General features: G+C 45.0%; 17 protein-coding genes. 12 read left to right on the forward strand and 5 right to left on the reverse strand.

All coding sequences use genetic code 11. The features are described from left to right. Positions 1-552 precede the first annotated feature (552 nt). On the forward strand, positions 553-2,079 hold the full coding sequence (locus F6J90_RS04195; RefSeq protein ID WP_293091226.1) for a reverse transcriptase domain-containing protein: 1,527 nt from the start codon (positions 553-555) through the stop codon (positions 2,077-2,079). 211 nt (positions 2,080-2,290) lie between these two features. Here F6J90_RS04195 and rodA read toward each other — a convergent pair whose 3' ends face one another. Both rodA and F6J90_RS04205 read right to left on the reverse strand, forming a co-directional pair. After that, on the reverse strand, positions 2,291-3,559 hold the full coding sequence (rodA, locus tag F6J90_RS04200) for a rod shape-determining protein RodA (protein ID WP_293091848.1): 1,269 nt from the start codon (positions 3,557-3,559) through the stop codon (positions 2,291-2,293). A gap of 205 nt (positions 3,560-3,764) precedes the next feature. Then, positions 3,765-4,829, reverse strand: coding sequence for an Mrp/NBP35 family ATP-binding protein (locus tag F6J90_RS04205; RefSeq protein WP_008186161.1), 1,065 nt, complete (start codon positions 4,827-4,829; stop codon positions 3,765-3,767). 737 nt (positions 4,830-5,566) lie between these two features. On the opposite strand from F6J90_RS04205, the gene F6J90_RS04210 reads away from it, so the two are divergent. From F6J90_RS04210 to F6J90_RS04230, 5 genes are all read left to right on the forward strand, one after another. Beyond that, complete coding sequence (locus F6J90_RS04210) at positions 5,567-6,670, forward strand: mandelate racemase/muconate lactonizing enzyme family protein (RefSeq protein WP_293091227.1); 1,104 nt, start codon at positions 5,567-5,569, stop codon at positions 6,668-6,670. Beyond that, the gene (locus tag F6J90_RS04215; RefSeq protein ID WP_293091228.1) at positions 6,671-7,102 is read left to right on the forward strand and encodes a DMT family transporter; all 432 of its coding nucleotides are present in this window, start codon (positions 6,671-6,673) and stop codon (positions 7,100-7,102) included. Positions 7,103-7,123: 21 nt separating this feature from the next. Beyond that, positions 7,124-8,107, forward strand: a complete 984-nt coding sequence (locus tag F6J90_RS04220) for a 2-oxoglutarate and iron-dependent oxygenase domain-containing protein (protein ID WP_293091229.1) — start codon at positions 7,124-7,126, stop codon at positions 8,105-8,107. A gap of 663 nt (positions 8,108-8,770) precedes the next feature. Next, complete coding sequence (locus tag F6J90_RS04225) at positions 8,771-10,540, forward strand: S8 family peptidase (RefSeq protein WP_293091230.1); 1,770 nt, start codon at positions 8,771-8,773, stop codon at positions 10,538-10,540. Beyond that, positions 10,537-10,764, forward strand: coding sequence for a hypothetical protein (locus F6J90_RS04230; RefSeq protein WP_293091231.1), 228 nt, complete (start codon positions 10,537-10,539; stop codon positions 10,762-10,764). The genes F6J90_RS04225 and F6J90_RS04230 overlap by 4 nt, the downstream gene beginning before the upstream one ends. 987 nt (positions 10,765-11,751) lie before the next feature. Here the strand turns inward: F6J90_RS04230 and F6J90_RS04235 are convergent. After that, complete coding sequence (locus F6J90_RS04235) at positions 11,752-11,901, reverse strand: hypothetical protein (RefSeq protein WP_293091232.1); 150 nt, start codon at positions 11,899-11,901, stop codon at positions 11,752-11,754. 305 nt (positions 11,902-12,206) lie between these two features. Between F6J90_RS04235 and F6J90_RS04240 the strand changes: the two genes are divergently transcribed. Next, positions 12,207-14,735 (forward strand): CHAT domain-containing protein, encoded by a 2,529-nt coding sequence (locus tag F6J90_RS04240; RefSeq protein WP_293091233.1) that lies wholly within the window; start codon positions 12,207-12,209, stop codon positions 14,733-14,735. Between the two features lie 84 nt (positions 14,736-14,819). Here F6J90_RS04240 and F6J90_RS04245 read toward each other — a convergent pair whose 3' ends face one another. Next, positions 14,820-15,407, reverse strand: a complete 588-nt coding sequence (locus F6J90_RS04245) for a hypothetical protein (protein ID WP_293091234.1) — start codon at positions 15,405-15,407, stop codon at positions 14,820-14,822. Positions 15,408-15,471: 64 nt separating this feature from the next. Here F6J90_RS04245 and speA point away from each other — a divergent pair, with 64 nt between their 5' ends. Both speA and speY read left to right on the forward strand, forming a co-directional pair. Beyond that, entirely contained in the window at positions 15,472-17,619 is a 2,148-nt protein-coding gene (gene speA / locus F6J90_RS04250; protein WP_293091235.1) for a biosynthetic arginine decarboxylase, read from the forward strand. Positions 17,620-17,898: 279 nt separating this feature from the next. Then, positions 17,899-19,008, forward strand: coding sequence for a deoxyhypusine synthase (gene speY / locus F6J90_RS04255; protein ID WP_293091236.1), 1,110 nt, complete (start codon positions 17,899-17,901; stop codon positions 19,006-19,008). 130 nt (positions 19,009-19,138) lie between these two features. Here speY and F6J90_RS04260 read toward each other — a convergent pair whose 3' ends face one another. After that, entirely contained in the window at positions 19,139-20,179 is a 1,041-nt protein-coding gene (locus tag F6J90_RS04260; protein WP_293091237.1) for an agmatinase family protein, read from the reverse strand. 183 nt (positions 20,180-20,362) lie between these two features. Between F6J90_RS04260 and F6J90_RS04265 the strand changes: the two genes are divergently transcribed. The 3 genes from F6J90_RS04265 (at position 20,363) to F6J90_RS04275 (ending at position 22,461) form a co-directional block, all read left to right on the forward strand. Then, positions 20,363-20,626 (forward strand): sulfiredoxin, encoded by a 264-nt coding sequence (locus tag F6J90_RS04265; protein ID WP_293047613.1) that lies wholly within the window; start codon positions 20,363-20,365, stop codon positions 20,624-20,626. 134 nt (positions 20,627-20,760) lie between these two features. After that, positions 20,761-21,240, forward strand: coding sequence for a Dps family protein (locus tag F6J90_RS04270; protein WP_293091238.1), 480 nt, complete (start codon positions 20,761-20,763; stop codon positions 21,238-21,240). Positions 21,241-21,702: 462 nt separating this feature from the next. After that, positions 21,703-22,461, forward strand: a complete 759-nt coding sequence (locus F6J90_RS04275) for a hypothetical protein (protein WP_293091239.1) — start codon at positions 21,703-21,705, stop codon at positions 22,459-22,461. Positions 22,462-22,596: the final 135 nt, after the last annotated feature.

Raw genomic sequence — 22,596 nt, forward strand, 5'->3', positions numbered from 1 at the left:
CTGTTCTTGCTAGGAGCCTAGGGCAACCCTAGGGGTATGAGTAAGGAATCCGCGAGGGTAACACCCTCAAAAGATTTAACTGTCTAACGGATGTGGGTGCAAACCCCACCCTTGAGGAGACAAGTGACTCCCTACCTTGACCACACCGAGCGGGCGGTATCTCCGCAGAGTGAAGCTGGTACCAGGGCGCAATCAGTTGACCATAAGCAGGTAACAACACTGGCGCTAATGGGGAGGTGACATGGGAAAACTGGTTCTAAAAAAGTGTCTGAAAATCAAGCCACAACCTGAAAACCAATGTGGACTTCATCCTTTCATTCTCGCAGCATTTTTTCTGTGATAGCTGCAAACTCCGAGAAGAGGATAGGCAAAGTGAACCTCCCTAAATCACCATAACAATCTGATAGATGGAACAGGTAAAAACGACAGAAATGAGGTCTAAGGAGTAGTCGAACCTTAGTAAGTTATGCCAAACCTAATCCCTCCTGTCGGGTAGGATGTAGCCGAAAAACTGGCTACGGGTATCCAGAATATAGAAATCCAATGGAGAGCATGGTTAGACACACAAAAAAAATTTGTAGTGAACTATGGAAGAGTCAAAAGTGGAAACAACTCCGCCGCCACCTATTCCGCCTACAGAGGAGACTATACAAAGCAGTTCAAGCTGGCGACCGTCAGAAAGCTAGGTCTCTACAAAAACTGATTCTGAAATCTCGTTCAGCACAACTTTTGGCAATACGTCAAGTTACACAGCTAAATCAAGGCAAGAGGACAGCCGGTATTGATGGGAAGTCTTCCCTTGATTGCCGGGAGAGATTCGAGCTTCTAGATAACCTGAACCACTATGCCTATAATTGGAAGCATAGCGAATTAAGGGAAATACCCATTCCTAAGAAAAATGGAAAAACTCGAATCCTTAAAGTTCCTACAATCGCCGACAGAGCATGGCAATGTTTAATAAAATATGCTCTAGAACCAGCTCATGAAGCGACGTTCAGTGCTGACAGCTATGGATTTAGACCTGGTAGGAGCGCACAAGATGCGCAAAAACGCCTATTCAACCACCTAAAATCCGACGCCAACGGCATAACAAAAAGAGTAATCGAATTAGACATCAAGAAATGCTTCGACAGGATTTCACACGACTCTATAATGGAAAGGCTCATAGCCCCACAATCCATTAAATCAGGAGTATACCGATGCCTGAAAGCAGGCATAAATCCGGAATTTCCAGAACAAGGGGCTCCACAGGGAGGCGTCGTAAGTCCACTATTAGCAAATGTAGCCTTGAACGGCATAGAAGATTGTCACCCTTCGATACGATATGCGGACGACATGGTGATAATCCTCAAACCAAAAGATAACGCCGGAAAAATCCTTCAAAAATTCAAGGATTTCCTGGCCGAACGAAAAATGGAAATAAGTGAAGAAAAGACCAAGATAACCAAAACGACAGACGGATTTGACTTCCTGGGCTGGAACATTCGAGTCCAGAAAAACGGAAAGTTTAAAAGTATTCCCTCAGAGGAAAATCACAGAACAATCCGAAAGAAGATTAAAACCGTGGTCAACAGCTCGAATTATGGTGCAGAAGTTAAAGCCAAGAAATTAGCGCCGATTGTACGTGGATGGAGAAACTACCACAAAAACTGCGATATGAGCAGCAGCCGGGATAGTTTATGGTTCATGAATAAAACCGCAAACCGTAAATTCCGAAAGGAGAAAAAGGTAAACCGGTATCAAGCTAATGAACTATGTGATAAAGCCTTCCCAGCAGTGGGGTACAAACAAAACAAACACGTCAATGTCAGAGGGACTAAGTCCCCCTTCGACGGGGACTTAGTATACTGGAGCAAACGCAACAGTAAGCTCTATGATAACGCAACATCAAAAACTTTAACCAAGCAAAACCATTCCTGTGAACATTGCGGACACAAGTTCTTAAGCGACGAATATGTACACCTTCATCACGTCGATGGAAACCACGACAATTGGAAGCCAAAGAACTTAATGGCAGTTCACCAAAGCTGCCACCAAGAAATCCACTGGAGCAGGCCAAAAGGCAAGTCGAGAGACTGAAGGATATCTAGGAGCTGGATGAAGGGAAACTTTCACGTCCAGTTCTGAAGGAGAGGTGCTCCCGATAATATGGGACATCGACTCTAACTTGAAAGTCTCCGGATTTGCCCATCTAAGCATTTAGGGGTCAGCCATTAGCTATTGGCCTTTGGCCAAGCGTGCTCATAAGCTGATACGCGACACGCTGATAGCTGAATACTTACGCTATAACTCATTGAAACTTCAATCGCTGTCGATAATTGGCCACTGCTTGGGCCAACCCTAGGCCAAGAAAGTTGCTTAGCAGGGCTGAACGACCGTAACTGAGTAAAGGTAGAGGAATTCCTGTGATGGGAGCTAAGCCAATAGTCATCCCAATGTTGATCACGGTTTGAAACACAATCATTGAGAGAACGCCAATTGTTACCAGAGAGCCAAAGTTGTCTTTAGCATTCTGAGCAATCAGCACCAAGCGTAGGCACAACCACCACAAGGCTAATAAAATACACAAGCAACCTACAAAGCCTAGTTCTTCACCAATGGCTGAGAAAATGAAGTCAGTATGCTGTTCCGGGATAAAGTGGAGTTGAGTTTGAGTTCCCTGGTTCAGTCCCCTTCCCCAAAGTTGACCAGCACCGATCCCAATCCGAGACTGAATTAGGTGATACCCTCCTCCGAGAGGGTCTAGATCGGGGTTCAAAAAGAGCGTTAATCGGTCTTTTTGATAGTCCTTTAATAGATTCCAGAAGACTTTTCCTAAAGGTCCGACAACTAGGTTAATAACCAGGGTACCCAAGGCTCCTAACCAGCGCCAAGGGAGACTGAGGAAGGCAATCAGTGTGATTACTGTAGCCCAGGTATACCATGCAGGTAAAGATATACTGAAGACAATGGCTGAAACCAGAGGGGAAATCAACACGACCAACCAGGCGGGATTGGCATTTGCCCAGTAAAGCATACTCAAGGTAATTGCCCCAAACACCAAGGATGTTCCCAGATCAGGCTGTCCAAACACTAATGCCCAAGGTAATATAGTTACTGCTAAAGCTGCTATTACTGCTGGAATGCTAGTAGCTGGTCGTTTGTGCAAGATGGCAGCTAGAGTAATAATCAACCCGATCTTGGCAAATTCTGAGGGTTGAACATTAAACCCTCCAATGGTAACCCAACGCTGAGCCCCCTTAGCGCTAGCACCGATAATCATTACAGCAATTAAGGACAGATTGGTGATCCCGTAAATTAACCAATGCCATTGGATCAGGGATTGATAGCGCGATCGCGCAATGAATAGAGCGATGAACAATCCAATACTACCAATGAGCAAGTGGGAGAGCCAATAGTCTTCACCATTGTCGATGGCTGCAGAGCGAATCATCACTGCCCCAAAGATGGTCAGCCCCACAGTCAGGAATAACAGTTGCCAGTCTAATTCCTGCCAGGGGGCCCAAAACAGCCGCCAACGAATACTATTTCTAATTCTAAATTTATTAATTTGTACCATCCGTTTGAGGTATGAGCTATAGCAAAGGGAACAGGGAATAGGGAATAGGGAATAGGGAGCAGGGAGTAGGGAGCAGCGAGCAGGGAAGAAAAATTCTCGCAATTTATTTAGGGTCCCTATATTAGCTATGAGCTATTAGGTATTAACCCTGAGAAAATTGTTAATGGTGATTTTCCATTTTCTATTTTTGAGTGGCAAGCCTTTGTTAATTAGACAGGGCAGCAATGGAAACTTTGGCAGCAATCTGAGATGCGATCGCTACCAGTGCTTTAGCGGAGGCTGACTCTGGATTACCAACAGCGATGGGCAATCCTTGATCTCCTCCCTGCCGTAGGGAAATTTCTAGGGGAATACAACCGAGCAAGGGAATACCTAGTTCTTTTGATGTTTTTTCACCTCCTCCAGAGCCAAACAGGTCATACTGACGATCGGGCAAGTCTGGTGGGATAAAGTAACTCATATTTTCTATGATTCCCAACACGGGGACTCCCATTTGCTCGAACATTTTCAACCCTCGGCGGGAGTCTAACAGAGCCACATTTTGGGGTGTTGTCACAATTACTGCTCCTGCCATCGGTACTGCTTGGGCTAAGGTTAGCTGAGCATCCCCAGTTCCTGGTGGCATATCCACAATCAGATAGTCCAATTCACCCCACTCTACCTGATAGAGGAACTGGCGAATAATCCCATTTAACATTGGTCCGCGCCAAATAACTGGCTGGTCTGGATCAATTAGAAATCCCATGGACACTAGCTTGACACCGTGGTTGAAGGCTGGCTCGATCACATCCCCCTGTTTTCCTTTCTGAACCATGACTTTGGCATCAGCTAATCCCAGCATGGCTGGAGCATTGGGACCATAGATATCAGCGTCTAGGAGACCGACTTTAGCCCCCAACTGAGCCAAAGCAACTGCCACATTTACCGCAACAGTACTCTTACCGACGCCACCCTTACCACTGGAAATGGCTAAAATATTTTTTACCCCCTCAATACCAGTGCGGTCAGGCAAGGATTTTTGCTGAGGTGTTTCAGCGGTAACATCCACCACTACCTCTTCTACTCCCGATAGTTGTTTCACTGCCTTCTGGCAATCCTCTACAATAAATTCCCGCAAGGGACAGGCTGGGGTGGTCAACACTAAGGTAAAACTGACTGTACCGTTGTCAACCTTGACATTGCGGATCATATTTAATTCCACTAAACTCTTCTGGAGTTCGGGGTCTTGTACCGGTCGTAATACGTCTAAAACTGAATTTGTATCAAGCATCACAGATTTGCGGGCATAGCGTTTGTGTTAGCTAAGGCCACGAGTTAGGGGCTACGGTTAGATTGTAGAGCTTTACTAGGCGCAGTGATTCCCAATCAGACTAAGAAAATAGACTATTGAGGGGATCGCGACCAACTGTCTCGAAATGCATCTGATTATTTTTGTATTTGACTCACAGGCTAACCCCTGTCTTCTTGTCTTGATGCAGTCGCTGATGGTGAAAACCCCCTTTGGCCGCGCTGCATCGCTTTTAGCTTTGTTGTCACGCCCTCAACCCAAATACTTATAATCAAAATATCAACACGGAGGCTTGGCATATGAGCCTCGCAAAGTTTATTCAACCTATGGAGATTTTGGTCTTATTTAAGAACTAGTGCAACAACATAAAATTGTTTTATTTTGAAAATAAACTTATTAAAATTTACAAATTGTTTATATTTAAACTATTGAATAATTAATAAAAAAACATAATATAAACTTTAAGGTTATTATGCTCTTGTTTTTATTGATTAAATTGAATTATTTAGTCTAAATTTAATAGATTTAAATAGCATTTAAAATAGTTTTTATTGATAGTAAAGTCTGCTATAAAAAGGTTTTATTGATGGTATTTAATCACTCCCAAAAGCTATTATTTATGATCCTCATATTTTTTTTAAATACATTAGCCAATCTTATAAATAAATTGTGACATTATTACCAAAACCTGGCTAGTCTAAACTAGAGCTTAGAATATTATGAAAATCTCTCGTATTTCCGTCTATCAAGTAACCTTACCTCTAGAGCATCCTTACCGGCTATCAGGGGGTAGGTTGTATTTTGATAAACTTGATTCCACCATAGTTGCTATCGATACAGATGAAGGAATCCGAGGTTGGGGAGAAGGATGTCCTTGGGGTTCAACTTATTTACCCGCTTTTGCCGGAGGTGTCAGGGCTGGAATTGAAGAGTTAGCTCCTCAACTCCTTGGACTCGATCCCAGACGTACGGATTTTATCTATCGGACGATGGATATTGCTCTACCGGGTCATCCCTACATTAAATCAGCGCTGGATATGGCTTGTTGGGATATCCTCGGCAAAGCAACGGGGCTAGCGCTTTGTGAACTGTTTGGTGGTCGTTTAGACCAACCAGTGATCATCCAAGATCTGATTTCCACCGGTACCCCAGAAGAAATGATCGAATCGATCGCCAGAGGTCAACAAAAAGGCTACACCATCCATAGTTGTAAGATTGGAGCAGATGTGGCTCTAGACATTGAGAGAATTAAAGCGATTGGTGCTTATTTACCTGCCAATGAAAGTGCAACCTTTGATGTGAATCGAGCTTGGTTAGTAGATGAAGGGATGCGGGTGATGAACTCAATAACGGAGCCAATTCTGTATTTTGAACAGCCCTGTGAAACCTATGAAGAATGTCTGCAACTGCGTCGAGTGACTTCTCATCCCATTATCCTAGATGAATGTATTCAGCAGTATGGGGATATTGTCCGTGCTCAAGCAGACGGTGCTTGTGAGGCAATTGGGCTGAAGATTAATCGGGTTGGTGGTTTAACTAAAGCCAAGCGCATCCGAGACTTTTGTGTGGAAACGGGGATTCGGATGAATATTGAAGAAACTGGTGGTAGTGTAATTGCAGATACCGGAGCCGTACATCTGGCTCAGAGTACCCCAGAAACCCACTTGCGTGCAACTTGGTTATGCCATGATATGCTCACGGTTGAAACAGCCACAGGTGGTGCGCGGAATCAAGGGGGTAAGACTTTTGCGCCAGAAGCTCCAGGGCTTGGTGTAGAGCCAATACTTGATGTTTTGGGTGAAGCGATCGCGGTGTATGAATAGATGAAACCATGGTTTATACCCACATTAGGCGCAATTTTGTGTTGGGGAGCTTGGGCCTTTTTGCCTAAACTTTCGGCTCAGTATATTAGCGATGGAAGTGGAATGGTCTATCAGGGATTAGGAGGAGCAATTGTTGCAACGCTTATCTTTCTGCATCTCAGGGATGGCCTGGAAACCCATCCAGGCGGGATTATAGCTGTAATTGCAGGAATGCTCAATTTTTTGGGAGTCCTATTTTATATCAAGGCAGTTTCTAAGGGGTCAGTAGCGATCGTTTCTACCCTATCTGCCCTTTATCCCTTAGTGGTCATTGTTCTGGGATTAGTTGTTTTGCACGAAACACTGACCCTGAAACAAAGCATTGGTATTGGTTTTGCCCTAGTTGCGATCGCCTTTGGCGCGGCGAAGCCGATCGCGCTAATTGCTACATAAATCAGGATAATTATATTGTAAATGAATACCTTACCCATAATCTCGTTAACAAAATTAAAAGACCTCAATGGTTCAAACTCAGGCAACGAAGAACACAAACGCCTCTACAACATCTGCTTAGAGCATGGATTTTTCTATTTGAAAGATCATGGCATTTCCGCCGATTTAGTTCAACAAACGATCGACAGCTCTCGTAAATTTTTCCAGTTGCCAGAGGACATTAAAAAAGCCTACGGCCAAGACAAACAAACCGTTTATCCCAACACCTCTAGGGGCTACATTCCCCTTTATGGCGAAACCTTCCATGAAGATGTTGGTCCTGATCCCAAGGAAGTTTTTGACCTTGGCATAGAACATCCACCTTCAGACAAGCCGTTTACTGGCTCTACCTTGATTCCTGATGATACTGTAGCCCCTGGTTTTGCTGCATCCCACTATCAGCTTCAAGGGGAAATTATGACTAAAATTGTTCCCCACCTTCTCAGGGCACTGGCTGTTGCCTTGAACCTTGACCCGAATTGGTTTGACCCTTATTTTGATGATCCAATCCTGATCCATCGAGCCAATTACTATCCTTCTGAGTATGGCATTGCCGGAAAACACACAGATACCGGCATCTTCACCGTGTTAATCCAAGAGTATTTCCCAACCCCTTCCCTACGGGTTTATGCCAAAAATGCCTGGATTGATGCGGTTTGTTTACAAGATGCTTTTGTGATTAATTTGGGGGATATGTTGCAATACTGGACCAATGGCTTATTTGTCAGCACTGCCCATGAAGTGATTCATACAAGCCCCAATAGTCGGGTTTCTATCCCTGTTTTTGTATTCCCTAATTCCCATACAATTATTGAGCCAATGGGAACCAATGAAAAGATTAATTCTACCGACATTATGCTGGAAAACTTTAATTCAGTTTGGGTGACTAAAACAGGGGCAGGTCGAGCTCGGGAATTAAAGTATTCTGAAAATGAAAAAACAAGACTAGCACGGTTACCAAAGTAGCATGATTAGGATTTGGAGGAAAGGGAAAGATCAGTTGCAGGATTAGGGTGGAGGAAAAAATTGCAGTTTTAAAACCCGGTGTAGGCACGACTGGGAATAAAAAACGATCGATATTTGCCCAACCCGCGAAACCCCAGCCGCGACACCAGGTCTTATTTTTCCCCTTCTTGTACCCTGCTTGACCGAACCCAAGTTTTGCGATCGCATTAATCTTTACCTCTACAATCCCATCTCAATCCTCAAATACCTCTTTATCTCCTTAAAGGTGCTGCACTTGAGTCAATTTTGATATAACCAAGACACAAAATCCCCCTCACCTTCAAAATCCAACAACCTGAGGAGGTGACAACACGGTCAATTTCTATAGCGCTTCTGATAGTAATTAGGTAAACAGGATTTTTTCCCTCTTGCCTCTAGCATGCATCCCTCTTGCCTCTTGCCTCTTGCCTCTTGCCTATTATCTGCTTCACCCTTTATCGAAAATTAATAGCTAGCAATTTTTGAAAATTGGTATAGGGTACCTAAATGAATTGTAAGAATTTTTGATGCCATAGTCCCTACTCCCTACTCCCTACTCCCTACTCCCTACTCCCTACTCCCTGCTCCCTTTGTTATATAAGCTATCGTGGTGATTAAAGACTCGCGAACCAGCGACAGATTGCCATGAGAAAATTTTTGATATTGTGTCTGTTTGTAATAGGGCTGGGTTTTGCCCTGTTTAACTTTAAAGGATTGGCAAATCAGGGGAATTTTGAGTCGATTGTGATCGACTTCCGGGAAGATATCCCAGCTGCTCAACTTAATGAGCAATTGCAAGCGATCGCACAACAATACGAGGTTAATCCCCAACTCAATAGTGAATTTTCAGCAGCGGATCACATTTATATCCTAAAAGGAGATAAACAACTGCTGAATACCCTGAAACAATCAGGACTCTCCCAAGCAACAGAATATATTGAACCGAACTATACCTATAGTGCCTTCGAGGTTCCCAATGACCCTGACTATGGCAAGCAGTGGAACCTGCGCAGCATTAATGTAGAATCTGCCTGGGATGACACCAAGGGTAGTGGCGTAACAGTAGCAGTGATTGACACTGGGATCAGCGCAGTCCCGGATTTGAAAGATACTGAATTTGTTGAAGGCTACGACTTTGTCAATGACCGGATTGAAGCATGGGATGATCAAGGTCACGGTACTCACGTAGCCGGTACCATTGCCCAATCTACCAACAATGGTTACGGTGTTGCCGGAATTGCTTACGAAGCTAGCCTGATGCCCCTAAAGGTATTGGCAGCCAGTGGTGGTGGTACAGTGGCTGATATTGCGGAAGCAATTCGCTTTGCCGCTGATCATGAGGTAGATGTAATCAACATGAGTTTAGGAGGGGCTGGTGAAAGCAATCTGATGGCAGAGGCAATCGACTATGCCTATCACAAAGGTGTTGTCCTAGTGGCTGCTGCTGGTAACTCTAACCAAAATGCTGCCGCTTATCCTGCCCGCTATCCCCATGTTATTGGTGTTTCTGCCCTTGATTCCGCAGGTCTGAAAGCTCCCTACTCTAACTTTGGTGCTGGGGTAGATATCTCAGCCCCTGGTGGCAGTGAAAATGGTAAGATTTTGCAAGAGACGATTGATGGAGAGACAGGCAGCCCCGTATTTGCTGGCTTCCAAGGCACCAGTATGGCATCGCCTCACGTTGCTGGTGTGGCAGCTTTAATCAAAGCTAGTGGGATTCAAGACCCTGCTGATGTGTTGAATGTACTCAAGCAGTCTACCCGAGCGATAGAAGATGACCCCCTAAACCACTATGGTGCTGGACAATTGGATGCTGGTGCTGCGGTTAAACTGGCTCTGAAAGGACAAATTACCTTCCAAGACTTCTTCCGCTGGTTACGGGATAACGGCTATCTCAATCCTCGCTTTTGGATTGACGGTGGTGTGATCGCCCTGTGGCCAAAGATTGCTATGGTACTAGGTTCCTACCTGTTGGCCTGGTTCTTGCGCAATTATTTTCCCTTTACTTGGAGTTGGTCCCTGGCCACTGGCTTAGTAGCCGGGAGTTCAGGATTATTCTTCCTGAAAGGTTTGTATATATTTGACTTACCCCAATGGCCCTTCCGAGTCATGGGCAGTTCGATTCCAGAATTGGGTAGCGCTATTGGCAGCAGCAGTTTTCTTAACCCTCTATTTGCCAGTGTTGTGATTCCATTTATATTAATCGCGCTACTGTTAGGACATCCCCAATGGAAGTGGTTAGCAGTTGGTTCAGCTCTCGGTGTGGCCAGTTGCCTAGCCGTGAGTGCTGTGGTCTCACCTGAGCTAATCTGGCTTGGAGGCGGGGTTTTGTCTCGGGTGTTCCTGATTGCCAATGCCTTGCTCTGTTTTGGACTAGCTTATTTAGCCGTTCAAGGGGAGAAACAATCAGCATGACGATCAGCATCACAGGCGTGATTGAGCGCAAAGAGATGGGGTCAGGAGTCTGGGCACTGGTTTCTGACTCAGGGGGGGAAACCTATGAACTCAAGGACACTCCCGCACAGTTAAAGCAATCGGGACTGAAGGTCACGGTTACAGGAGAGGTGCGAGAGGATGTGATGACCTTTGCGATGATTGGTCCGGTTTTGGAGATCAAGTCCTTTGAGTTACTTGATTGAGTATCTTGCCTCTTAAAGCAAGATAATCAGGACGTAAGTATTCAGCTATCAGCGTGTCGCGTATCAGCTATCAGCTGACGGCTGAATGCTTACATCAGGACTTACCCATCAAGACCCTTAAAGCCCGCTTTCTAGTTATAAATCAAAGGCTGAAATCGCTGTAATTAGCGTCGATAAGCGGGTTTGTGCATCAGTCCTGACAAGTTAAGATGCTCCGGATCACCCTATTTGCCCATCATCCCATCAGCCTATTTCCCCATCACCCCATCACCCCATGTTCACTAGCTCCCTAAAAGCTATGCTCAAACATTATCTACCGATGGGGTGAAACCCCAAGACTCAGTAATTACCGAGTCTTGTCAAAATCTTTACAAAAACCATAACAAAGCTCAAACAATACACCTAGAGCTTCTCCCTAAGACTGACAAACTGGTTAATACCAAGGATTAGGCAGTGTTGACCTGAATTAGCCAAGTTGAGGATCAGGCTGACTAAAATGCTCTGCAGACAGTGATGAAACCCCAAAGGAGTATCTTGGGGAAAATTTCAGATGTTAAGCTAGTTGATAACACGCTTATCATAGTATCGATCAACCTAACCCTAATCCTTTCTCCTGGAAACCTTACTGATTCAGTAAATCCAAGGCTGGGTATGAGTACCAATTTCCAAAGGTGAAATTAGCTGGTTGCCAAGGCAATTTCCCCTGTTTTAAGTGCTTAAGACCGTGTCTTGATGCAAAGCGCGAGTGGGGGAAACCACGGCAGTTGCTCATCGGGGGAACCCCCAAGACCGCACTGCCTCACGGTCATCTCAAGCACCATTAGCAAGTTCAGGTGACGTGACCTCCCCAAGACCGTAATGGTGCGTTTGACCCGTAATTAAATTCGCCACGGGTCGCACCTCTGCATAGCTTAATCAGTTGGTGTTTAGAAGAAAAGGAGCAAGCAAACTAATCTATAGAGATGGCTAGATAGAGTGGGTAACACCTTACCACCCAGCGATGCAGCGCGGTCTTGGGGAGGCAGCGCGGTCTTGGGGGTTCCCCCCATGAGCGACTGCCGTGGTTTCCCCCATGAGCGACTGCATCAAGAAGTGAAAAAAAATCCCCAGCTCACCAAAGTGAACCGGGGGTGTCAATCAGGGTGCATCTACCATTTCACTTTTCCGAGATTGGTGATAGCAATCCGGAAAAATCTGGGTAAAGTGGCACCCAAATGCTGGAATTAGGAAATTTTCTGATTCACAACAATTAACAGAGTATGCCTTGGAAACCTTAAATAAAAAACGGCATCAATACCATGAGCCAACAAGAATTTTCCCCTAAAGGAATACTCCTCAATAAGCAAATAGTAAACAAATATTCAAGAATTTTTAAACCTTCAGCCAAAGCTCGTCACTATGAGCAAAATTGATCCCTTGAAATTGAGCAAAATTGGGCAACAGTGGCACAGGAATTCCATATCTCCGTAACCCCCTTAGGAAAACATGATGATTATCTGGTGCGCATCGAACGAGTGGCACCGGGAGTCTCATTGGCAGAAGAACAAGTCAGTTGGCCGGTAGAAGAATGGTTAACCCAGGCCAAGCAACTGATGAATGACCCCCTATTTAGTGTCCTGCAGGGTAGGGCAGCTGGGGTGGATGGCAGTTTTGCCATGCCATCTTGGGGAGAACCGTACTCTCAATCCTCTTTAAACTTAGTTGCCTTGGGTCAGGAGCTATACAATGCCCTATTTAAAGGAAGCTTGCGCGATAGCTGGATGATGGCGCAAGCGATCGCTCAAAATCAACGGTCGGTTTTGCGGCTGCGTCTGGGATTGAAAGGCACAGAATTACCCCGCCTACCTTGGGAAGTGCTTCATGCTGGGGATCGCCCCCTAGCCACAGGAACTGATGTGGCTTTCTCCCGCTACCAAATGACTAAAGGCTTGATTAGACCAGTTCCTAAGCCTTTCTCCCAACCGAATCAACCTCTGAAAATTTTGATGGTGATCGCGGGTCCAAGTGATCAAGAAAGTTTAGAACTCTTACAAGAAGCATCTCACCTGAAAGAAGAACTCCGCCATCGTTCACCCAATGGCCCCCCAGCGATTCATCTGACAATTCTGGAACAGCCAGGACGGGAACAGTTAACCCAAGCCCTGGAACAAGGAAAATATCAAGTCTTCCACTATGCTGGTCACTCTAACCTAGGGGAATCAGGTGGTGATGTTTACCTGGTTAGTAAAAAAACTGGTTTGACAGAGACCGTAAGGGGTGATGATCTAGCGGGATTGTTAGTTAATAATGGTGTCCAGCTGGCTGTATTCAACTCCTGTCGTGGTGCTCATACAGCTGCTTCAGATAGCCAGGAAAACGGTAACGATCAAAATCTCGCCCAAGCACTGGTTAAGCGTGGTATTCCTGGTGTTTTAGCCATGGCAGAGCGCATCCCCGATGAGGTAGCCCTGACCCTAACCCGACTATTATACCGTAACATCAACCAGGGTTATCCCATTGACCTAAGCCTCTCGCGAGCTAGACAAGGACTCATTTCTGCTTATGGCTCGAACCAGCTTTATTGGGCATTACCTGTTCTCTATCTGCATCCGGAATTCGATGGTTTCTTGACCAATGATGACCAGAGTTATGACCGAAATCAAATATTTAGCCTGCCCGATCCTCCTGGAATGTCTGTAGGGTTAGACCCAGAAGAGGGTTTTTTTACACCACCAGCAGATAATGATTCTACCACATTCTCAGAATTTGAGGAAGAGTCAGCTCTTGTCTCTAGGGGAGAAGCTGAGTATGACCATGAAAGTCTCACTGGTGTACCACAGGGTTTAGAATCTCATCCACTAGAAGCAGACGATCCCGCTGCTTTCATTAAGGGATTGCTGGATCAGCTGAATACAGAGGCTCAGGGTGGGGAATCAACAATAGCAGCATCGAATTTAGAGGGGTTATCGGAAAACCCTTACTCAGACACTGCTCAGAAGAACTTACCAGTCCATACCCCAAGTCAACTCCCTGCTGCTAGGAAAGCAACAGCTGCCACCCTGACTGCGGCTTTGTCTACGGAGGGCTCAACCCAATCAGCGCCAAAGCTTGAGGATACCACAGCAGCAGTTGAGGCTAAAAAGGTAACTAATCCTAAACAGAAGGGTTCAAGGTTACCACGTTCACCATTGTGGATCGGACTAGGAGCAACGGGAACTCTTGCCTTAGTACTTTTGGGCGTTTGGTTTTTCCAGAACCCTCCTACTTCTGGGCCAGGGAGACAATTACCACCAGGTCTCTCCAAACCTGTTGATTACTCAAATGTGAATTTGAAAAAAGCTAAAACCAACACGGTCACAGCGATCGCAATTCAAGCATTCAGTAAGGGTAATATTATTCGAGGAACCGAAGCTGTAACGGCATTGCTAGACCGGGGTGCATTACCCGAGGCTTCTGCTGCCCTTCAGGAAGTTCCCTCAGAACAATTGAATCAGTCAATGGTGAGTTTTTTAAGAGGGCGTCTGGCATGGCAGTCGATCCAGACCGGCTCGGATGAATACAGTCTGGATGATGTCAGACGTTATTGGCAAAGAGCAGTCAAACAAGAACCTGACTCTTGGACTTACCGTAATGCCCTAGGGTTTGCCTATTACGCTGAAGGCAAATACGAAGGAGCTAACCAAGCTTGGTATGATGCATTGTACAGGAGTAGCAACAAGAAATCTACAACAGTTGGATCTGGAAAATCCAGCAATTCCCAAAAATTGAATACCTATGCTGGCTTAGCGCTAGGGTCGTGGAAATCGGCTCAAGAACAAAACGGAGCTAAGCGGGCGAGTTTGTCCCAACAATCCCTCAAGCTACGGCAACATGTGCTCACCAATGACCCGATTAACTTCCAACCTGATGCCTTGAGCAAGAACTGGCTTTGGTCACAGCAAGCGATTAAAGATTGGCAATCGCTTTTAGAGGTTAGAACTTCTAACAATTGACGGGTTTTGCGTCAACGGTCAAGAGTGAACCAAGGGCAAATTAGCAAATTAAGGGCACATTAAATCACCACTAGCATCAGCTGATTATTGATCCCGCATCAAGGAAGACAGAGAGCGGCGCTTACGCATATCCATCATGTTGGCAAGAGTCTCGTCTTGAGCATTGGTCTGATCAGTAGGCTCTGGTGGCAAAACCGTTACCTCGGTCTGTTGGTCATCACTCCTGTTTTGTGATGGTGGTAATAATGGTACTGATTTGACTGGTTGTTGTTTGCGAGTCGCCTTACGGCGTCTAGAATTACGGCGTCGCCTTCTACTGCTGACACTAGATGTTATCGGTCTTTTCGGTTTCGTTTTCCGGCTTGAAAATTTTAGAGCCTGAGTAAGCAATAAGCAACCGCTGGCGCAGCCTACAGCAACAACACCAAACAAAGACAGAGGCACAGCCTCTTTCGCTGCTGATGCCCGCAGTTGGGCCAGAGCTGGTTGTGGATTATTGGCTTCTTCTTCAATCGGTCCAGGATCAATCAGACCAATAGTTGCTATGCTACCGGCTAAGACCATAACAACCCAAAGCCCAACCCAAACAGCAATCTGATGATTGTATATTAGCGTTTGGATGGACTGGAAGTAATCTTGCTTTTGAGCCTGATGACCAGATGGTTTAGACATCGACGCTCACGATTAGTTAAAAAACACGCTGACGGCATTTTAGCATGGCTAGTCAGTTCGACCAATGTCTTTAAGGAGGTTATTGGTGACACTACAGCGTAAATCCCAGTTTCAAGAGTATTTAACCCCTGAGAGTACTAATGAGACTACTACTGAGATCTCGACTCAAAATCCTACAGATTATGGTGTTAATTTGATAGACTCATCCTGTTCTCCAATCCCTAACCATAACCAAAACCATAACCAAGATCACAAGACCTCTCAATCTTGGACAATTGAGAAAAGTGAGGAGCTTTATCAGATCCAAGGCTGGGGAGAACCCTACTTTGCCATTAACACTGCTGGTCATATCATGGTGTCCCCTAAAGGCAATGGGGGCGGCTCGTTGGATTTGTTGGAACTGGTAGAATCCCTTAAGCAGCGCAACTTGGGACTACCATTACTAATCCATTTTTCAGATATTTTGGCAGACCAGATAGAGCAATTAAACGCCTGTTTTGCCCAAGCCATTAGTCGCTACAAATACCCTGGTCGTTACCAGGGAGTGTTTCCAGTTAAATGCAACCAGCATCGACATGTGGTAGAGGATGTCGTGTATTTTGGTCAACCTTATCAATTTGGTTTAGAAGTCGGTTCTAAACCTGAATTGATGATTGCTCTAGCAACATTGCTCACTCCGGATTCCCTAATTATTTGTAACGGCTACAAAGACCGGGAGTATCTTGAAACTGCCCTTTTAGCTAGGCGATTGGGACATAATCCGATAATTGTCCTAGAACAGCTAGAGGAAGTGCAGCTAATCATTGAGGTGGCGGCTTCGTTAGGAAGCATCAAACCAGTGCTGGGGGTGCGAGCCAAACTGAGTACACAAAGCATGGGTCGTTGGGGAAACTCTGTAGGAGATAAAGCTAAATTTGGTCTGAAAATTCCAGAAATACTCCAAGCCATTGACCAGCTACGGGAGGCTGGGATGCTTGATTCATTGCAGCTGTTGCACTTCCACATCGGCTCTCAAATCTCTGCCATTAGCGTGATTAAAGATGCTATTCGCGAAGCCAGCCAAATTTATGCTGAGCTGAAGGGATTAGGGGTGAATATGCAGTATCTAGATGTAGGTGGTGGCTTGGCAGTGGATTACGATGGCTCGAAAACCAACTTCCATGCCTCCAAAAACTACAACATGCAGAACTATGCTAATGACATTGTGGCTGCGGTGAAGGAAGCTTGTGAGGAACATCAAATTCCAGCACCAACACTGATTAGTGAAAGTGGTCGTGCGATCGCATCCCATCAATCAGTCCTGATCTTTGATGTTTTGAGTACCAGTGATGTCGCATCTCAATCCCCTCCACTGACAACGGAACAAGACCATCTAATTATCCGAAATCTTTGGGAAACTTACTGTACTATCGACCTTGAAAACTACCAGGAAGCTTATCATGATGCCATCGAGCTTAACCAAGAAGCAAAAAGCCTGTTTAGTTTAGGCTATCTGAGCATTACTGAGCGGGCTCAAGCCGAGCAGCTTTATTGGGCGTGCTGTCAGAAGATTCGGGAAATTATCAGAACACAAGAGTATGTTCCTGAGGATCTAGCAGACCTCGAAACGATCATGGCATCAATTTACTATGTCAACCTATCAGTCTTCCAATCAGTCCCAGATTGCTGGGGAATTAACCAGCTATTTCCGATTATGCCCATCCATCGGCTGGATGAAGAACCAACTCAAAGGGGTATCCTGGCTGACCTTACCTGCGATAGTGATGGTAAAATAGACCAATTTATTAACCTGCGGGATGTTAAATCGTTGCTGGAACTACATCCTTTGCGCAAAGCCAAGGAGCCGGGGACAATTTCCAATTCCAAATCCCAAATCCCAAATCCCAAATCCAAAGAACCCTACTATTTGGGTTTCTTCCTAGTCGGTGCCTACCAAGAGATTATGGGGAATTTACACAATCTTTTTGGTGATAGTAATGCAGTTCACATCAAATTAAGCCCCAGAGGGTATGAAATTGAACACGTGGTTAAGGGAGATACAATCACAGAAGTTTTGGGTTATGTGCAGTATGATACTGAAGATTTGGTGGAAGGTATGCGCCGTCGCACAGAACAGGCGTTGCAAGAAAAGCGAATTACTTTGGCAGAATCTCAACGGCTGCTGCAAAATTATGAGCGGAGTTTGAGTAGTTATACCTATTTTAGTTCTTAAGCTCAGGACTTACCCAGTAACTTTAATTCTAGGGAATCCTAAAACTTATAGGGTTTGGTGCTCAGTTTTGGTGCTCAATTTTGGGTAAGTCCTGCTTAAGGAAAGGATTTCATTGTACTCGCTACAGTAAAACCGATGGATAATATGATTTATGGGAAAGACTTTTCCTAAGGTAACCTATGCCATGAATCACGAACCATGAACCTTGACATTACAGAATGTTGATCAATAAGTTATAACGGTCGTTAAGCGCAAGTTTTCCCCAGTGATTTAACTAACATGCCCACCAAAGAAAATCGGTTTTTGCAAGGGCGTAAAATCGCTCCGAATCCGATTACCGCAGGAATCCCAATCACAGAGTTGATTGACCAGACGTTTCTAGCCTACAATTCCGGTCGGTTACGAGAAGCCTGCCAATTATTGGTAGAGCGGATGTTGCAGCCCAACGTAACGGTGGGTTTAAGTTTGACAGGAGCATTAACCCCCGCAGGGTTAGGAATGGCTGCAGTGATTCCACTGATGGAGGCAGGGTTTGTCGATTGGATAGTATCTACGGGAGCCAATCTCTACCACGACGCTCACTTTGGGATCGGATTGGAACTCCATCAAGGGCGGCACGATATTAGTGATGTGGTATTGCAGAAAGAAGGAGTTGTCCGGATCTATGACATTTTCTTCGATTATGACGTGCTGCTATCAACGGATAAGTTCTTTCGTCAGATCATTGAACAGCCTGAGTTTAAGGGTCGAATGGGAACGGCAGAGTTTCACTACCTCTGCGGTAAGTACATTGCTGCACGGGAGCAGACATTGGCACTGGAAAACCAATCCCTGCTGGCGGCAGCTTATCGATTAGGAGTCCCCATCTATACCTCCAGTCCTGGAGATAGTTCGATTGGGATGAATTTAGCAGCGCTAGGGTTGCAGGAAACCGGACCAATCATTGATGTGTCCTTGGATGTGAATGAAACGGCAGCAATTGTGCTGGCAGCTAAAAACAATGGCGGAGCCAGTGGGATTTGGATCTTGGGAGGTGGCTCGCCGAAAAATTTCATCTTGCAGACGGAACCGTATCTTCAAGAAGTCTTGGGTATTGATGAGAAGGGGCATGATTACTATCTTCAGGTAACTGATGCCCGTCCAGACACAGGGGGTTTGTCAGGAGCAACCCCATCAGAGGCGGTCTCTTGGTGCAAGCTTGATCCACAGAAGTTATCAGAAACAGTAGTGGTTTATTGCGACTCGACCATTGCTATGCCCCTACTGACAGCTTACTGCCTAGCTAAGGTAGCGCCTCGTCCTCTAAAACGCCTCTATGACCAACGGAAAGCTTTACTGGAGCAGTTGAAAAAGGCACATTTGGCTACCCAGGCTACAGCAGTCAGGTGAATTAGGATTTATGGTAACAGCGGATCTCGGAACAGGGAACTTTAGGAAAGAGCGATGCATCACTACTCCCTACTCCCTACTCCCTACTCCCTAAAACCTAGAACTTTTTACCTGACCCAATTGAGAACTGCTATAAACTATTCCTATACCTAGTCAAACAGGCAAGCTTGTACAAAATTCTAGCCCCAACATTGCCATCCCACTCATCCCCAGAGTCTCCGGGAGCAACTTCGCACAGATCAAAACCAATAATAGTTTTTCCAGCTTTGACTAGCGATCGCACTAAATAAATTGCCTCGTTATATTCCAATCCTCCCGGTACAGGAGTACCTGTATTGGGACAATAAGAGGGGTTTAATCCGTCAATGTCAAAGCTAATATAAACTTTATTCGGTAAATTAGCAATAATTTCCTGGCACTGGGCTGCCCAGGTTATACCTTCGTAAGTGTTAGCTTTGAGCTGCCAGTCATCAAACACTACAATCCGGTGATCGCTATGAGCCCAAGACATTTCCTCTTCACAAACATCTCGGATGCCAACCTGAACTAAACGATTAATCTGAGGTAGGGTCAGGGCATTGTACATGATCGAGGCATGGGAGTAAGTAAACCCTTCATAGGCTTGCCGGAGATCGGCATGGGCATCAATTTGTAAAATGCCGTATTCCTCGTGTTGCTGTGTTAGGGCTTGCATTAACCCAAGAGGAACACTGTGATCTCCACCGACGATGGCAACCAGCTTGCCTTGCTCCAGCAGTTCGAGTGCTTGAGTGTAAACCCAGTTGTTGAGTCCAGCACAGGCAGTATTAACGATGGCTAACTGTTTTGCGATCGCATCATCATCCACATTGCCACCAGCTTCTAAATACTGAATAATCCCTTTAGCTATCAACCTCATGGCACGATTTTGGTCAAGGAGAGCTGAGTTAATCGGTATAGTCCCGCACCTGGTTTCCCAAGCTTGGGGTACATCAAAGTCGTACCAATCTAACTGTACCGAAGCTTCTATTATTGCTTGGGGACCGTTTGCTGCGCCCTCTCGGTAAGATGTGGTCACGTCCCAAGGAACAGGCAGGAAAACGATTGAAGCCTCTTCAACCGAATAGGGCAAGCCAAAGAAGCAGCCATTGGGCACAGTAATCTCATTTGGATTAAAACTGGCTTGATTCATTAGCCCTTGGTTAATTTTTCCTATTTTACCCGACCCTAGTCCCTACGGGAATCCTGGTATTAGGGATTAAGAATGCTTAGATTAGGCAAGCTTACATTAAGTACAAAAACCATTAACCCAACCCCTAACGCCTAATCCCCAACCCTATTACCATCAAAACTAAATTGACAAATTATTAGCACTATGGTATACATCAAAGAAATTCCCCTAGAACAAATCCGCCGTCCCCTACCACGACAAAATGATCCAAACAAGGTGGCGGCGCTAATGGAATCAATTGCCAAAGAGGGTTTGCGCGAACCCATTGATGTGTTAGAAGTAGATGGGCAATACTATGGTTTTTCCGGTTGCCACCGTTACGAAGCACACCAGCGTTTAGGAAAAAAAACCATTAAATGCCGCGTTCGTCGCGCTCCTCGGTCGGTCTTAAAACGGCATTTAGCCTGAAAATTAGCAATTTTGGGACAAAAATAGGTTCATACCTTGGGTGAATTCCCAAGTAAACCCTAATTGCTTAAAGTTAAGGTGTTTAAAGCTTACGGTCACCACTAGTTTTTGCTAGGAACCTTGAGGAGAATACTATGGCAACGATTGTACCTGTCAATATTGGTATCAATGAACAAGACCGCAAAGAGATTGCTGAGGGACTGTCTCGTCTGCTAGCGGACACTTATACCCTATACCTGAAGACTCATGCCTTCCACTGGAATGTTACCGGACCAATGTTCAACTCCCTACACCTGATGTTTGAGCAACAGTACAATGAGTTGGCTTTAGCAGTGGATGCGGTAGCAGAGCGGATTCGTACCCTAGGCTATCCTGCTCCTGGTAGCTACAGTCAGTATGCGGAATTATCCTCCATTCCAGAAACCAGCGATGTTCCGGAGGCTGAGGAAATGGTGCGCTTGCTAGTGGAAGGCAATGAGGCAGTGGTAAGAACTGCACGGTCTGTTTTCCCAGCCGCTGAACGTGCTAACGATGAGTCCACAGCTGACCTGTTGACCCAACGGATGAGCATACACGAGAAAACGGCTTGGATGCTGCGCAGTATTTTAAAATAGAAGTATTAAGTATGAAGGATAAAGGATGAAGTATTAGGTATTAATGATGAAGGATGAAATAGTTCAACTTATCGGTTGTTCAACAACTGGTATATTTTGATCTATATGTATTCATCCCTCAAGATGTCACTTTCATCCTTTATCTTTCATACTTCAGCCTTTAGGTGAAGCCTTCAATAGTTATAAATTTTATTCCCAATAAATATAGCGCTATATTTAGCGGTTCTACACAATATCTCACTTTGCAACTGTTAAAGCAACTTATCCCTAAAAATTACCTTTCCCTAGCTGAATTATAAAAATGGTATTTGAGTAAAATAAAAAAATTTTGCTCGTTTGTAGAACTTCAGGATTTTTTCGATACAAGTAGCTAAGCGGGTTGTGGTACGGAACTTCATATATGAGTTTTAGCTGACAACCGCTGTCCAGAGAGCAAAACAGCTGATTTAAGGACATTCCTCTATGAATGAAAAGAAAAAGCCAGCATCCTCTGAGGAAAATAAGGATATCACTGAATCTACAACCGATGATAACATAAATGCTCAAGGTCTGAAAGCTCAGAACCTACCTTCTAGGAGCTTTGAGCAGAATCGTGCTCTGAGAAAGCTGATTTCAGACATTTCCCAACCTGGTTGGCTTAAAGTGTCTCCAAAAAACCATGAATTACCCTTACCAAGGGAGATTTACCAAGAGGTTACTGAAGTAACCACACAAGAAATTAGTCTGAGACTTACTAGGAAGATTCAGAATAGGGAAATTGACCCCAACAAAGGAAGTGTAACACGTTATGTGAGATCTCTCAAAACTCACATAGTTAACCAGACTACAAACGATCACCTCGGCAACTATTCCTTTGTCAAGCAGGGAACAAAGAAATGGGTCAAAACAGTTTCTATCTATACACCAATTACCAATTCTGAGTCTGGTAACACTGACGAGTCTTGTGTGTTGTTAGATATCCTCCCTTCTGAAACAGCTCCTCTGCTTTCCGAACAGATTGTGGATTGTATCAGGGAAGATCCAGAAGGACTTTTCATGTGCAGCCATATGCGGAAGCTTCCCAAAGCAAATTTTCGAGCAATTGCACTACTGAGGGTTGATGGTTATGAGTGGCAAGAAATTGCATACTACTTAGGTACTAAACTGAAAGCAACTGCTAAATTTCACGACCGTTGCCTTCGAGAATTTGCACCCAAAATCAGGGAGTACTTGCAGTCATGACTAAATCAAAGGGGCAAATCAGCCCAACCTGACAGTAGAGGAATGGAATGACTTTGATAGTTCCCCTGGCAGATTGCATGGTGGTTCTAACGGGGGATTATTAATCCTTGAAAGCACATACTACCTGGTCTTGTC

The organism is Moorena sp. SIOASIH (genome assembly GCF_010671925.1).
Classification (GTDB): Bacteria; Cyanobacteriota; Cyanobacteriia; order Cyanobacteriales; family Coleofasciculaceae; genus Moorena.

Coding starts and splice junctions, on each gene's coding strand:
- F6J90_RS04195 (WP_293091226.1), top strand. CDS start 553: ATGGTTAGACACACAAAAAAAATTTGTAGTGAACTATGGAAGAGTCAA.
- rodA (WP_293091848.1), bottom strand. CDS start 3,559: ATGGTACAAATTAATAAATTTAGAATTAGAAATAGTATTCGTTGGCGG.
- F6J90_RS04205 (WP_008186161.1), bottom strand. CDS start 4,829: ATGCTTGATACAAATTCAGTTTTAGACGTATTACGACCGGTACAAGAC.
- F6J90_RS04210 (WP_293091227.1), top strand. CDS start 5,567: ATGAAAATCTCTCGTATTTCCGTCTATCAAGTAACCTTACCTCTAGAG.
- F6J90_RS04215 (WP_293091228.1), top strand. CDS start 6,671: ATGAAACCATGGTTTATACCCACATTAGGCGCAATTTTGTGTTGGGGA.
- F6J90_RS04220 (WP_293091229.1), top strand. CDS start 7,124: ATGAATACCTTACCCATAATCTCGTTAACAAAATTAAAAGACCTCAAT.
- F6J90_RS04225 (WP_293091230.1), top strand. CDS start 8,771: ATGAGAAAATTTTTGATATTGTGTCTGTTTGTAATAGGGCTGGGTTTT.
- F6J90_RS04230 (WP_293091231.1), top strand. CDS start 10,537: ATGACGATCAGCATCACAGGCGTGATTGAGCGCAAAGAGATGGGGTCA.
- F6J90_RS04245 (WP_293091234.1), bottom strand. CDS start 15,407: ATGTCTAAACCATCTGGTCATCAGGCTCAAAAGCAAGATTACTTCCAG.
- speA (WP_293091235.1), top strand. CDS start 15,472: ATGTCTTTAAGGAGGTTATTGGTGACACTACAGCGTAAATCCCAGTTT.
- speY (WP_293091236.1), top strand. CDS start 17,899: ATGCCCACCAAAGAAAATCGGTTTTTGCAAGGGCGTAAAATCGCTCCG.
- F6J90_RS04260 (WP_293091237.1), bottom strand. CDS start 20,179: ATGAATCAAGCCAGTTTTAATCCAAATGAGATTACTGTGCCCAATGGC.
- F6J90_RS04265 (WP_293047613.1), top strand. CDS start 20,363: ATGGTATACATCAAAGAAATTCCCCTAGAACAAATCCGCCGTCCCCTA.
- F6J90_RS04270 (WP_293091238.1), top strand. CDS start 20,761: ATGGCAACGATTGTACCTGTCAATATTGGTATCAATGAACAAGACCGC.
- F6J90_RS04275 (WP_293091239.1), top strand. CDS start 21,703: ATGAATGAAAAGAAAAAGCCAGCATCCTCTGAGGAAAATAAGGATATC.